Source organism: Paracoccus sediminicola (assembly GCF_027912835.1).
Classification (GTDB): Bacteria; Pseudomonadota; Alphaproteobacteria; order Rhodobacterales; family Rhodobacteraceae; genus Paracoccus; species Paracoccus sediminicola.
Map to the genome: position 1 here is coordinate 714,608 of NZ_CP115768.1, position 13,071 is coordinate 727,678.

Annotated in this window: 15 protein-coding genes; 9 read left to right on the plus strand and 6 right to left on the minus strand. The window is 67.6% G+C overall.

The features are described from left to right. Positions 1-248 precede the first annotated feature (248 nt). The 3 genes from PAF18_RS03495 to PAF18_RS03505 are packed head-to-tail and all read right to left on the minus strand — an operon-like array spanning position 249 to position 2,129. Positions 249-1,244 (minus strand): GGDEF domain-containing protein, encoded by a 996-nt coding sequence (locus tag PAF18_RS03495; protein WP_271117248.1) that lies wholly within the window; start codon positions 1,242-1,244, stop codon positions 249-251. Continuing rightward, positions 1,241-1,813, minus strand: coding sequence for a heme NO-binding domain-containing protein (locus PAF18_RS03500; RefSeq protein ID WP_271117249.1), 573 nt, complete (start codon positions 1,811-1,813; stop codon positions 1,241-1,243). The genes PAF18_RS03495 and PAF18_RS03500 overlap by 4 nt, the downstream gene beginning before the upstream one ends. A gap of 46 nt (positions 1,814-1,859) precedes the next feature. Continuing rightward, positions 1,860-2,129, minus strand: a complete 270-nt coding sequence (locus tag PAF18_RS03505; protein WP_271117250.1) for a DUF3572 family protein — start codon at positions 2,127-2,129, stop codon at positions 1,860-1,862. A gap of 127 nt (positions 2,130-2,256) precedes the next feature. Here PAF18_RS03505 and PAF18_RS03510 point away from each other — a divergent pair, with 127 nt between their 5' ends. From PAF18_RS03510 to PAF18_RS03525, 4 genes are all read left to right on the plus strand, one after another. Next, positions 2,257-3,537: a GGDEF domain-containing protein gene (locus tag PAF18_RS03510; RefSeq protein WP_271117251.1), complete on the plus strand. Its 1,281-nt coding sequence runs from the start codon at positions 2,257-2,259 to the stop codon at positions 3,535-3,537. A 228-nt stretch (positions 3,538-3,765) separates the two neighbouring features. Then, positions 3,766-4,170: a DUF983 domain-containing protein gene (locus PAF18_RS03515; protein ID WP_271117252.1), complete on the plus strand. Its 405-nt coding sequence runs from the start codon at positions 3,766-3,768 to the stop codon at positions 4,168-4,170. Then, a complete protein-coding gene (locus PAF18_RS03520) occupies positions 4,167-4,880 on the plus strand; it encodes an NUDIX hydrolase (RefSeq protein ID WP_271117253.1) in 714 nt (237 codons plus the stop codon). The genes PAF18_RS03515 and PAF18_RS03520 overlap by 4 nt, the downstream gene beginning before the upstream one ends. After that, positions 4,877-6,289, plus strand: coding sequence for a D-alanyl-D-alanine carboxypeptidase (locus tag PAF18_RS03525; RefSeq protein WP_271117254.1), 1,413 nt, complete (start codon positions 4,877-4,879; stop codon positions 6,287-6,289). Before PAF18_RS03520 ends, PAF18_RS03525 begins: the two co-directional genes overlap by 4 nt. A 39-nt stretch (positions 6,290-6,328) precedes the next feature. Here the strand turns inward: PAF18_RS03525 and PAF18_RS03530 are convergent, their stop codons facing one another. The 3 genes from PAF18_RS03530 to PAF18_RS03540 form a co-directional block, all read right to left on the minus strand. Further along, positions 6,329-6,991 carry an SDR family NAD(P)-dependent oxidoreductase gene (locus PAF18_RS03530; protein ID WP_271117255.1) on the minus strand — a complete coding sequence of 221 codons (663 nt, stop codon included), beginning with the start codon at positions 6,989-6,991 and terminating at the stop codon, positions 6,329-6,331. Continuing rightward, on the minus strand, positions 6,988-7,386 hold the full coding sequence (locus PAF18_RS03535) for a DUF2177 family protein (RefSeq protein WP_271117256.1): 399 nt from the start codon (positions 7,384-7,386) through the stop codon (positions 6,988-6,990). Before PAF18_RS03535 ends, PAF18_RS03530 begins: the two co-directional genes overlap by 4 nt. A gap of 98 nt (positions 7,387-7,484) precedes the next feature. Beyond that, positions 7,485-8,687, minus strand: a complete 1,203-nt coding sequence (locus PAF18_RS03540; RefSeq protein ID WP_271117257.1) for an alpha-hydroxy acid oxidase — start codon at positions 8,685-8,687, stop codon at positions 7,485-7,487. A gap of 508 nt (positions 8,688-9,195) precedes the next feature. On the opposite strand from PAF18_RS03540, the gene PAF18_RS03545 reads away from it, so the two are divergent. The 5 genes from PAF18_RS03545 to PAF18_RS03565 all read left to right on the plus strand — a co-directional run bounded on the left by PAF18_RS03545 (position 9,196) and on the right by PAF18_RS03565 (position 13,048). Further along, positions 9,196-9,483, plus strand: a complete 288-nt coding sequence (locus PAF18_RS03545; protein ID WP_271117258.1) for a permease — start codon at positions 9,196-9,198, stop codon at positions 9,481-9,483. Continuing rightward, a complete protein-coding gene (locus tag PAF18_RS03550; protein WP_271117259.1) occupies positions 9,434-10,780 on the plus strand; it encodes a DNA-packaging protein in 1,347 nt (448 codons plus the stop codon). The genes PAF18_RS03545 and PAF18_RS03550 overlap by 50 nt, the downstream gene beginning before the upstream one ends. 334 nt (positions 10,781-11,114) lie before the next feature. Then, positions 11,115-12,290, plus strand: a complete 1,176-nt coding sequence (locus PAF18_RS03555) for a phage portal protein (RefSeq protein WP_271117260.1) — start codon at positions 11,115-11,117, stop codon at positions 12,288-12,290. Position 12,291: 1 nt separating this feature from the next. Continuing rightward, positions 12,292-12,522, plus strand: a complete 231-nt coding sequence (locus PAF18_RS03560; RefSeq protein WP_271117261.1) for a GTA head formation protein, RCAP_rcc01685 family — start codon at positions 12,292-12,294, stop codon at positions 12,520-12,522. Then, positions 12,512-13,048 carry an HK97 family phage prohead protease gene (locus tag PAF18_RS03565; protein ID WP_271117262.1) on the plus strand — a complete coding sequence of 179 codons (537 nt, stop codon included), beginning with the start codon at positions 12,512-12,514 and terminating at the stop codon, positions 13,046-13,048. Before PAF18_RS03560 ends, PAF18_RS03565 begins: the two co-directional genes overlap by 11 nt. The last annotated feature ends 23 nt before the right edge of the window (positions 13,049-13,071 follow it).

Here is a 13,071-nt window from a genome sequence, read left to right on the forward strand (position 1 = left end):
GGTGTGACGGCCATTCATACCGTGCTGCCGGGTTTGGCGTCGCAGCCTGGCCCCGCCGGGCTGGTGAAAATCAGGGGCGGCAGGTGCTGTCGAGGGGTTTCCTGGCCAAATTGCCGATGAACCCCATCGTTGACGGGTTCGCTGCCCCGCGTCGGCTTCCGGCACCGCGCCCCAGTTCGCATGATGCCGCAAGCGGCCGGCGCGCCTCTTGCCACCGCAGCGCGCACCAAAGTTCATCCGGGCCTTCTCTACCCATGCTGCCCGAACAGCTTCAGACAACCCCGCCCGGCGCGCTTGGCGGCATAAAGCGCCTCATCCGCATCCGAGAGGATCCTTTCGCTGCTGATCTGGTCATATTGCTCGGACAGCGCGCCGCCGATACTGGCCGAGACGCGGCAATAATGATCCTCGTGGCGCACCGGCTGCTGGATCGCGGCGATGATGCGGCGGCCGATCAGATGCAACGCGGTCTCCGAGGACATATCGGGCAGCAGCACCAGAAACTCGTCGCCGCCGATCCGTGCGACGCTGTCTTCGGCCCGGGTCTCCTGCTGCAACATCTGGGCGACATGGCGCAGCACCGCGTCGCCCGCGGCGTGGCCGTGGCGGTCATTCACCTCCTTGAACCAGTCCAGATCGACCTGGAGCACGGCGAATTCCTGGCGCCGGTCGCGGCTCTGCCGGGCCTCGATGGCGAGGCTGAAGGCCAGCTCGATCCCGCGCCGGTTCAGCAACCCGGTGAGCGGGTCGGAAAACGCCTGCATCTCGGCCGCTTCGCGCGCCTGTTCCAGCTGCTGGCTGTGGCGGGCCAACTCCGCCCGGATGGCCTGGTTCGACTTGTGTAGATACATCATCTCGATGGCGAGCTCGTTGGCGGCGAAATCGGCATCGGTCAGGGCAAAGGCGCTCACCGCCTCGATCACGCCGATCCCGAAGCCGAGATTGATCAGCACGGTGTCATGCGGCAGCAAGGTCGCCTCGCCCCGCAGCGGCGGCAGGCCGCTGTCGCGAAGTCCCAGAAACAGGCGCTGCCCGCTACGCGCCGCCTCGGCCAGTGTCGGCATCAGCCGTGAGGCGGTGGGCGCGCGGCGCAGTTCAAGCGCCGCGTCGATCGTCCGCACCCGCCCGATCAGCTTTCGCAGCGTCGGCCCGCTGGACAGGATCAACCCGTCGGCATCGACCAGAAGATGCATCGGCATCAGCATTGCCAGCCGGTCCACCGGGATCGAGAGCGGGCCGTTCACCGCGCCGCCCCGGCAATCTCGTTCAATGAAAAATGCGAGGCTTCGGCAAAGGCGTCATCGGCGATTCGCACATCCAGCCACCCGGCCTCGCGCTCGACGATGGCGAGCACGCCATAGTCATCGGCCATGCCGCGGAGGAACCCGGCAAGCACCGGATACCAGTCCGCCTCCTCGGTGGTGAGGCTGAGATGATAGGATTTCGGCCCGACCACCCGCGTGTCGATCCGCGGCAGATGCAACCCGGGCAGCACCACCCGGCCGCGATCATGCAGGTCGTCGAGCGAGAGCACGAAGTCGTCGAAGGACGAGCCGCTGAACCGCATCACGTGACGGATGCTGTCGAAGCGCGGGATCCAGCCGCCGATATCCTCTAGCAGCTCGTCGCGGTCCATGCGCAGCGTGACGCTTGCCGACTGGATCATGCGCAGCGCGATATCCGGCTGGTAGCTGCGCATCATCTGCGCCCCGCGGCGGTCCAGGCCAGAGGCTGCGCAGACGGTCTGCCAGACCGCGTCGCCATGACGGGCGCGCAGGAACGATTCGATTCCGCGAATGACAAATCCGTGCATCTCGCCTCCTTCAGCGGAGGGCTAGCACGCAATGATTAAGACATCGTCAATCGCGCCGGGCGAGCAGCCGCGCCGCCATTCCGATCTCGGAGGCGCTCACACCAAGCGCATCGGCGCAGCTCATCACCCGCTCGTCATTCTCGGCGATGAAATCGAGGATGAATTCATGTACCCCCGGTCCGTTGACCACGGCACTCAGATGCGATGGCTCCATGCCGCTGCGGCCCAGCAGACTGCTGAGCAGTTCGGGGTCTTCAAGCACATGCAGAAGCAGCCTATCGGCAAGATCCCGCGCATGGGAAATCGAGTTCGTCACTTTGGCCGGCCCGGAAATTCTTTGTTAAAGATTTGATGAAACTTTGGCCGCGAACGAAATTCGGGGCAAGACATAGATGCTAGGCAGGCTTCTCATTGTCGATAACGATTTGACCTCGCGTTTTCTGATGAAAGCGCGACTGGGTGCGGCCAATCACCAGGTCCGCACCGCCGCCAATGTTACCGAGGCGGTGAAAAGCGGCGCAGGCATCAATGCGGTGCTGCTGCGCAACCCCGATTCGGCGGCGCTGACGCGGGATATATCGGCGCTGCGGCGGCGCATGGCGGTGCCGGTCATCGCGATCTGCGACGCGGCGCAGCGCCAGGCGGCGTTCCGGGCCGGGGCGCAGCATGTGCTGGAAAGCGACTGTCACGATTCGGTGCTGCGCGCGCGTCTGCGCCGTTGGATGACGCGCCGCGCCCCGACTGAACCCGGCTTTGCAGAGCCCATGGCCGATTTCCAGCCGCCCCAGCAGATCGCGCTGATCAGCTCTGATGCGGGGCTGTCGTCGGAATGGCGCTGCGCGGTCTCGCGCGCGACCGGTCGCGGCCTTCTTCTGTTGCCGCCGCGCGCGCTTAACGGGGCGCTTCCCGACGATCTTGCTGCGGTGCTGATCGATGCGGGTCCGGACGGGTCGGGATTGCAGCACCTGGCGGATCTGCGCGCGCGGTTGAACGCCGAGGGGCGGGGTTCGGCGCTGGCATTGTTGCAACGCCGCCCTCTGGCCGAGCAGGAGGCGCAGGCTCTCGACATGGGCGCTGCGGATGTGATGTGCGGCGGTCTCAGCCGTGTTGAGCTTCGCGAAGAGCTGGAGGCCCGGCTGACGCAGTTGCTGCGCACCGGGATGGAGGGCGAAAGGCGGTTCTCGGATGCGCGAATGGCGCGGCACCTGGCCTGCGTCGATCCTTTGACCGGGCTGGATAATCGCCGCCGGATGAATGCCGAGATCGCCGCCGCCGACGCCAGCGGCGACCGCTTCGCGCTGCTGATGATCGATATAGACCGCTTCAAGGCGATCAATGACACTCATGGCCACGCTGCGGGCGACATGGTGCTGAGCCATGTCGGCACCGAGCTGCGCGAGGCCGTCGGCTCGGTGGGGCGCGTGGCGCGCTATGGGGGCGAGGAATTCGTCGTGCTGCTCTCGGGTGCCGACGAAACGGTGGCGGTGTCGCTGGCCGAACGGATCCGGCACCGGATTTCGGCCCGGCAGGTGCCGGTCAGCGGGCTGAGCGGCGAGATGGGCGTTGCCGTGTCGGTCTCGATCGGCGTGGCCGCATCGGGTGAGCAGGACGAGCCGGCGGGCACGCCGTCCGAATTGATGCGTATGGCGGATGCGGCGCTGATCTCGGCCAAGCAGGCCGGGCGAAACCTGGTGATGCTGTGGCGCACTCGGGATGCGGCGTAGCTCCGGAAACAGGCACGGCAGGGGCAGAGGCACATTGCGAAGAAGCAGGGCGCAAATGCGCTGCTGCCTCTGCCGGCGCAACGGATCGGGCCACGCGCAGCGCGCTGCCCCGGCTTTCGCCGTGAAGGGGGGCGGCGGGCCGCTGCGCTGCGACATAATCGGCTCTGGCCGGGGCCGGGCCGAGCCATTATGCTGATCCCGATCCTTTCCGTGGCAGGAGCAGACAGCATGACCGACGATTCAGCCGATGCCGACCGACCGACCGGGCTTGCCATGCGGCGCGGCGCGATCCGACGCTGCCCGGCCTGCGGTGAAGGTCATATGTTCACGGGCTATCTGAAGATCCGCGACCATTGCGATCATTGCAACGAGGCGCTGTATCATCAGCGCGCCGATGACGGCCCGGCCTATCTGACGATCCTGATCGTCTCGCATCTCGGGGCGCCTCTGCTGCTCTGGGTGTTTCTGACCTATCAGCCCTCTCCGGTGTCGATGCTGATCTGGTTCTCGGTTGGCGCGGTTACCTTGTCGCTGGCCTTCCTTCCGCTCATCAAGGGGGCCTTTGTCGGTGCGCAATGGGCGCGGCGCATGCATGGATTTGGCGGCCCCGAGGCAGAGCCGTCCTCGACATGAGCCATGCCGACCCCAGCGCCGTCCCGCGCGACAAATCCGCGCTGCGCGACGCGGCGACCATCATTCTGGTGCGGCGCGATGGCGATCAGCCTGCGGTGCTGATGGGGATGCGCGGCGCCAAGGCGGTGTTCATGCCGTCGAAATTCGTCTTTCCGGGTGGTGCGGTCGATCCCGAGGATGCCCGGATGGAACTGGCCGCCCCGGCCGGTCCCGAGACCATGACGCGGCTCGGGTTCCAGCCGCGCGAAGAAAGCACGGCCGAACCGGCGCAGATCCTCGCCGCGGCGCTGCGCGAGCTTGCCGAGGAAACCGGTCTGCTCATCGGCCGTCCCGGCGACAGCAGCATGATCGGCTATGCCGATGCCGGGTTGCGTCCCGATGCCTCGGCGCTGCATTTCATCTTTCGCGCCATCACGCCGCCGGGCCGTCCGCGCCGTTTCGACGCGCGGTTTTTCATGGCCGACGCGGCCCGGCTGAGTGTCGACCCGGATGATTTCTCACGCGCCTGCGACGAGCTTTCGCATCTGCACTGGGTGCCCATGGCCGAGGCGCGCGCGCTGCATCTGCCCTTCATCACCGAGGTCGTGCTGGCCGAATGTGCGGCGATTGTCGCGGCATCCGGCGACGGGCCTCTTGTCGCGCCGCAGAGCGTGCCCTTCTTCGACAATCGCGACGCAAGGTCGCGCTTCATCCAGCTCGGTGCCGCGTGAAGGCAGCGACGCGGCGGCAGGTTCTGGCGGGGCTTTTGGGCACGGCGCTGTCCGGCGCGGCCATGGCCGAGACCGCGCCGCCGCCCGACTTGTCCACGCCGCCGCCACGCAAGCCGCCGCCGCGTCCCGGCCGGCTGATCGCCGAGGCCGGGCTGGGCGCTCGGATCAGCTATGCGGTGCTGGACCCGGCAGGCGGGCTGCGCGAGGGGCGCGGGGCGGATCGTCCGGTCGCACCGGCCAGCACGCTGAAGATCCTCACCGCGCTTTATGCGCGCGACCGGTTGGGTAAGGCGCATCGTTTCGTCACGCGGGTCCTTCAAAGCGGCGATATGCTGATCCTCGCCGGGGGCGGAGATCCGACGCTGGACAGCGATGCGCTTGCCATGCTGGCCGAGCAGGTCGCGGCAAACAGCGCGGGCAAGATCGCGCGGCTTGCGGTCTGGGGCGGGGCGCTGCCCGAAATCGAGGAAATCTCGCCCGCGCAGGCCGATCACCTGTCCTATAACCCCGCCGTTTCGGGGCTGATGCTGAACTTCAACCGCGTGCATCTCGGCTGGCAGGCGGGCGGGTCCGGAATGTCGCTTCAGGCCCGCGCGCGCGCACACAGCCCGGCCGCATATACGGTGCGTGCCGCGCCGGTGGGGCAGGGGCCGCTATTTGCCTGGCGCGAAGAGGCCGGGCGCGAGATCTGGGAGGTCAACCGCGCCGCGCTGCGCCGCGCGGGCAGCCGCTGGCTGCCGGTGCGTCGCCCGCTGCGCTATGCAGGCGACGTGTTCCAGACGCTGTGCCGCGCCGAGGGGCTGGCCCTGCCGACGCCCGAAATCATCGGGGATCTGCCCGGCAATGCCGTCGAGATCGCGCGTATCGAAAGCCCGCCGCTCGACGAGATCCTTGGCGGGATGATGGAATATTCCACCAATCTCACCGCCGAGGTGGTCGGTCTTCATGCGAGCGGCGCGCCGGATCTCATCGCCTCGGCCCGCGACATGCAGCAATGGGCCGAGGCGCGCGGCATTGCGGGACTGGAGCTTTACGACCATTCCGGCATCTCGCCGCGCTCGCGCGTGACCGCGCGGGCGATGGCCGAGCTTGTATCCGGTCTCGGTCAAGGCGGCGCACTGCGCGGGCTGATGACCCAGGTCGGGTTGCAGGATACGCGCGGACGCGCCGCGCCCGGCGATCTGCTGCTGACGGCCAAGACCGGGACGCTGAATTTCGTGTCGAATCTGGCCGGATATGGCCGGTTGCCGGGGCATGAAGAGGTTGTCTTTGCGATCTATGTCAACGACATGGCGCGGCGCGCCGAGAGCGAGGGCCAGGAGCTGCCCTCGGGCGTGGTGACCTGGACCTATCGCGCAAAGCATCTTCAGCAGCGCCTGGTTGATAGCTGGGTGCGCCGCTACGGCTGAGCCATGGGCGCTGTGCCGCGCGGCGCGGCACGACGGCGCCTACCATTCGACAGGCTGGCCCTTCCAGTCCCAGAACGTGCCGTTATCTTTGTGGGTGAGCCCCGCAATCACCCCAAGAAGCGCCTCGGCGGATCTGGCAGGGGTGATGGTCGGATGGCGGTCGGCATAGTCGCGGGTCAGCGGCGTCTCGACGGTGCCGGGATGAAGTGCCACGACGATGCGCTGTTTGTTCTTGCGGGCGATCTCGATCGCGGCGGTGCGGATGATCTGGTTCTGCGCCGCCTTGGCCGCGCGATAGCTGATCCATCCGCCAAAGCCGTTATCCCCGATCGAACCGACCCGCGCCGAGAGCGAGGCAAAGACGGCGCGCCCTTCCTCCGCCAGGAGCGGCGAGAAATAGCGCAGCAGCAGCGCCACCCCGATGGCGTTCAACCGGAACTGCGCCGCCATTGCCTCGGCGTCGATGGCGCGGATGGTCTTTTCCGGCTGGTGGCCGTCGATCACCAGCGCCCCGGTGGCGTTGAAGATCAGGTCGAACCGTGAATCGCCAAGCTTTTCGGCGGCCCGCGCGACGCTGTCCTGATCGGTCAGCTCCAGCCCGTCGCGGCGCGACAGCCCGGTCACATCGGCGCCCTCGGCGCGCAGCGTTTCGGCGATGGCCGTGCCGATCCCGCCGGTGTCTCCGATGAGCAGCGCCTTCACGTGAACCACCGCGTCACCATCACCCCCGCCCAGGCCGAAAGCCCGGTCAGGAACCCGCCCCAGAGCGTGTCGGTGACGACCTGTTGCATCGACCAGTCGCGCAGCGTGGCATAGTTGGTGAATTCATAGGTGCCATAGCACATCAGCCCGATCAGCGCCCCCGCCAGCAACGCCTTGCCGGGCCGATCCTCGGCCAGCGCCGGGACCGAGACGAAATACAGCACGCCGACGATATAGGCGGCATAGAACGCCGCCGCCGGCACCATGCGGAACGGATCGGCCAGCAGATCTCCGACATGGCGCTCGAAGACCGGGCGGATGATGTTGCTGATCCCGACCACGTCGATGGCGAGAAAGATGACCAGGGTCGAGATATAGAGGATGACGATCTGCATGGCGTGCTCCTGAATGGGATGTCAGGAATGTTACGCCCGGCCTGCGGGTTTAGTTTCACCTGCGGCGACGTGCTGTGCCGCGTGTTGCGGGGACGGCGCTAGGCGGCGCCGCCCATGTCGCGAAGCTCTTCCAGCGCGTTGATCCCCAGCAGCGCCATGTCCCGATCGACCTCTTCGGCCAGAAGCCGGATCGCGTGGCGCACGCCGGCCTCGCCATCCGTGGCGGCGGCATAGAGGAAGGGCCGTCCGACAAGAGTAAAATCGGCGCCGCGCATGAACGCCTTCAGCACATCGGTGCCGCGCCTGATGCCGCTGTCGAGGATCACGGTCAGGTCAGGCACTGCCGCGCGTATCTCGGGCAGTGCCGTGATCGGCGCGACCGAGCCGTCAAGCTGGCGGCCGCCGTGATTGGACAGGATGATCGCCTCGCAGCCGCAGTCGCGGGCCTGCCGCGCATCGTCGGGATGCAGCACGCCCTTGAGGATCAGCCGCCCCGTCCAGTTGCGCCGGATAAAGCGCAGATGATCCCAGCTGAGCCGGTCTCGGGCGATGGTCGAGCGGGTCAGATCGCGCGAGAACAGGGGCGGTCCCTGAACCGATTCCATGTTCTCGAAATGCGGCATGCCGCGCGCCATCATCTCGCGGCCGAGCGTGCCGAGCGTCCAGCGCGGATGGGTCGCGCCCTGCCAGATCAGTTGCGGCGTCAGGCGGAACGGTGCGTCGAACCCGTTGCGGGCGTTATGTTCGCGGTTGCTGGCCACGGGAACGTCGCCGGTGACGACCAGATGATAGAAACCCGCCGCCGCGACCCGTTCCAGAAGCGCCCCGATCCGGTGCTCGTCGCCGGGGACATAAGCCTGGAACCAGCGGCTGCCGCCTTCCTGCGCGACCCGTTCGAGGGGGGTGAGCGAGGCGGCTGAGCAGATCGCGAAGCCGTCCGATTCGCGCGCTGCGCGGGCCAGAGCCACGTCGCCGTCATAGGCCACCACGGCGCTGAACCCCATCGGCGCGATGGCGAAGGGCAGGGCCTGATCCTCACCGAACAGCCGCGTCGCGATGCTGCGGCCCGAGACATCCCGCATGATCCGGGGTTGAAACCCGATCTCCTGGAAGGCGGCGCGGTTGTTGCGCAGGCTGGCATCGGTTTCCGATCCGCCGCTGACATAGCCGAACATCGCGCGCGGCAGATGCCGCCGCGCCCGTGTCTCGAAATCGTCGAGCGCCAGCACGCTACGCAAGCGCCGCGGCACATCGGATGTCTTGCGCCGTACGATGGCGACCGACTCGGCGGGCTTCTTCACTTGGATGCCCCGGATAAACCGATCCTGCGCGGCGAAACCATGCCCGGCATTAAACTCTCCTGCGATGCGATCATTCTCGTTCCGGGCATGGTTAACGCAAGCTCTGATCTGAGGGAACCGTGTTGCGGAGGCGGGATCGGAGACGATGTCGCGCCGGCTGGGACTGGGGGGCGGTCGCAACGGCGATTCGCGCCGATATTGCGCGCAATTCCGGGGGGTGTTGCGCGGCTCCGGGCGTGGGGTGTTGCGCGCGTTTACGGCCTTTTATCGTTGATTGAAAACGGGTTAACGCTCGCATCCGCTGATTGCGAAATTGACTTGGCGAACGCTCTGGGGTAGAAATTTCACATGCTGGGAGAAATGGGCAAGCCGCCGGGTCGCTGACCTTTGGCGGTTTTTTCGTTTCTTGGCTCGTGCGGACAGATCACGAGGCGGGGCATGTTGGATGACAGTGAATTTCGATCCGGGGACGGAACAGCCAGAGGGGCCGTTCCGGCCCCAATCGGCCATGGAGGACATCGAGATCGCGGGGCAGTTGTTTCGCGGTTGCGCGGAGGATCTGACCCGGTTGCAGCAGCGTCTGCGGGACGGGGAGACCGGCGAGGTGAAGGACGCGGTGAAACTCGCCCGCGAGCTTCGCTCGGCCACGCAGCTGATGCTCGAGGAAAGGAACAAGGTTGAAAAACTACGCAAGGAAGCTGCCGGAGCCGTCGGGGACGGTGTGTTCGACCTCGACGCGGCACGGGATGAAATCGGGCGCCGCCTGGCTTGCCTCCGCCGCGCCGGAGGAGGTTGATGCGTTTCTGGGCGGCCTCAGCGACAATGCGCTGGCCAGCCTGCCCTGGCTGTTCGAGTTCTGGGCCCTGCCGCATCAGCTGCCGCCCGAGGGCGACTGGAAAAGCTGGGTGATCATGGGCGGGCGCGGTGCGGGCAAGACCCGCGCCGGGGCCGAATGGGTGCGCCGCAAGGTCGAGGGCGCGGTGCCCGAGGCGCCCGGCGAGTGCGCCCGGGTCGCGCTGGTCGGCGAGACGTTCGATCAGGTCCGCGAGGTGATGGTGTTCGGCGACAGCGGCATCCTTGCCTGCTCGCCGCCCGACCGGCGGCCGGTCTGGGAGGCGTCGCGGCGGCGGCTGGTCTGGCCGAACGGGGCGGTGGCGACGGCGTTCTCGGCCCATGAACCCGAGGCGCTGCGGGGTCCGCAATTCGACGCGGCCTGGGTCGATGAGCTGGCCAAGTGGAAGAAGGCCGAGGACAGCTGGGACATGCTGCAATTCGCGCTGCGGCTCGGCGCGCATCCGCAGCAGGTGGTGACGACGACGCCGAAGAATGTCGAGGTGCTGAAGCGGATCCTGCGCAGCGCCTCGACGGTGACGACCCATGCGCCGACCGATGCAAACCGGGCCTATCTGGCCGAGAGCTTTCTGGCCGAGGTCGAGGCGCGCTATGGCGGCACGCGGATGGGTCGGCAGGAGCTGGAGGGCGTGCTGCTGGAGGATGTCGAGGGGGCGCTGTGGACGACGGCAATGGTCGAGGCGTGCCGGGTGGACCGGCTGCCGAAGCTGGACCGGGTGGTGGTGGCACTGGATCCGGCGGTGTCCTCGGGGGCGGCCTCGGATGAATGCGGGATCGTGGTCGCCGGGGTGGCGGCGCAGGGTGCGCCGGAGACCTGGCGGGCCTATGTGATCGAGGATGGCTCGGTCCGGGGCAGCCCGCTGGACTGGGCGCGGGCGGCGATCGCGGCGATGGACCGGCACAAGGCCGAGCGGCTGGTGGCCGAGGTCAATCAGGGCGGCGATCTGATCGAGAGCGTGCTGCGCCAGGTCGATCCGCTGGTGCCGTTCCGGGGTTTGCGGGCCGGGCGCGGCAAGGCGCTGCGGGCCGAGCCGGTGGCGGCTTTGTATGAGCAGGGCCGGGTGAAGCATCTGCGCGGGCCGTCGCTGGGGGCGCTGGAGGATCAGATGTGCCGGATGAGCCTGCGCGGCTATGAGGGGAAGGGCTCGCCCGACCGGCTGGATGCGATGGTCTGGGCGGTGCACGCGCTGATGATCGAGCCGGCGGCGGGGTATCGGCGGCCGATGATGCGGAGCCTGTGAGCGTGGCAGAGGGTCGGCGGAAGACCGCGGGGGGACGCTGCTGGCGGTGATTCAGGGCGCTTTATCGGGCATCCCCACTGAACGGGTGTTCGGCACGGACCGGAGAAGAAGCGTCCGCCCATCATGCTTTGCATGTCAATGACATGACGGGCGGTCGGTCGCTGGCACGGCGGGCTGTGCCCTTGATTCCGGGCTGGGTTCGTCGGGGCTGGGTTTGGAGTTTGGGTATTTGCGTGAAGAAGAAAGACGGCCGGTCGCTTTGATCGGGCGATGAGGAGTGAGGGGCCGTCCGGTTGGGGCGGCCCTTTTTCATGGAGCGACACGGAGGCGAGGCATGGCGTTTCGTTTGTTTTCCCGGCAGGCAGAGGCCGCGCCGGTGATCGAGAAAAAGGCGAGTGCGGCGGGGCGGGTGGCCTCGGTGGCGGCGGCGGGGCGCGTGGTCTGGTCGGCGCGCGATACCGGCACGCTGACCCGGGGCGGGTTCATCGGCAATCCGGTCGGGTTCCGTGCGGTGCGGCTGATCGCCGAGGCCGCCGCTGCCGTGCCGCTGATCTGCCAGGATGCCGAGCGGCGCTATGACACCCATCCGGTGCTGGAGCTGCTGCGGCGGCCCAATCCGGCGCAGGGAAGGGCCGAGCTGTTCGAGGCGCTGTTCGGGCAGATCCTGCTGAGCGGCAACGGCTATCTGGAGGCTGTCGGCACGGGCGAGGGGCTTCCGGCAGAGCTGCATGTACTGCGATCCGACCGGATGAGCGTGGTGCCCGGGGCGGATGGCTGGCCGGTGGCGTTCGACTATGCGGTGGGCGGTCGCAAGCATCGCTTCGACATGACCGGCAGCCCCGATCCGGTCTGCCATATCCGCAGTTTCCACCCCTGCGACGACCATTACGGGCTGTCTCCGTTACAGGCGGCGGCGGTGGCCGTGGATGTGCATAACAGCGCCTCGGCCTGGTCGAAGGCGCTGCTGGACAATGCGGCAAGGCCCTCGGGCGCGATCGTCTATAAGGGGCCGGACGGGCAGGGGAACCTGTCGGCAGAACAATATGAGCGGCTGACCGTCGAGATGGAGACCCATCATCAGGGCGCGCGCAATGCCGGCCGGCCGATGCTGCTGGAGGGCGGGCTGGACTGGAAGCCGATGGGGTTCTCGCCCTCGGATATGGAGTTTCACCAGACCAAGCAGGCGGCGGCGCGCGAGATCGCGCAGGCCTTTGGGGTGCCGCCGATGCTGATCGGGATACCGGGGGATGCGACCTATGCCAATTACGCCGAGGCGCATCGGGCGTTTTACCGGCTGACGGTGCTGCCGCTGGTCAGCCGCGTGGCGGCCTCGGTCGCGTGGTTCCTGTCCGAGCATCTGGGGGCCGAGGTCGATCTACGGCCCGATCCGGATCAGATCCCGGCGCTGGCCGAAGAGCGCGACCAGCAATGGCGGCGGATCGGCGAGGTGTCTTTCCTGAGCGATCCGGAAAAGCGGGCCTTGTTGGGTCTGCCGCCGGTGGAGGGCTGAGATGGAGGGATCGCGCTTTGTCGAAAGTCTCGATCCGCATCATCTGCGCTTCGAGGCGCAGGAGCGGGTCATGGCGCTGCAATTCGGGGCCGTGGAAAAGCGGCTGGAGCGGATCGAGGCGCTGATCTCGGGGCTGGAGAAGCGGCTGTGGATGACGGTTTACGGCGTGGTGGCCGTGATCCTGACCCAGGCCGTGCAGTCTCTGATCGAATTTGCATCGAATGGAGGGTGATTTGGAGAGCTGTCTGGAACTGAAATTCGCCGGTGGGCGGCCCGCGCTGCGCGATGGCGCGGTGATCGAGGGCTATGCCAGCCGGTTCGGCCTGCCTGATCAGGGCGGGGATATCGTCGCGCCCGGCGCCTTTGCTGCCTCGCTGGCGAAGCTGGCGGCACGGGGCGACAAGGTGCGGATGCTGTGGCAGCACGATCCGGCCCGGCCCATCGGCGTCTGGGAAGAGGTCCGCGAGGATGCGACGGGGCTGTTCGTGCGCGGCCGCCTGCTGGAGGGCGTGACGCTGGCGCAGGAGGCCGCGACGCTGATCGGGGCGGGTGCCATCGACGGGCTGTCGATTGGCTACCGCACCATCCGTGCCGAGAAGGACGGGCGCGGCCGCCGGGTGCTGCGCGAGGTCGAGCTGTGGGAGGTCTCGCTGGTGACCTTCCCGATGCTGCCCGAAGCCAAGCTGGGCGCGAAGGGCGAGCGGACCGAGGATATCGCCGCGGCGCTGATTGCCGCGACGGAGGCGCTGCGCGGCTGAGGCAGGCGCGGCGCGACAGGGGT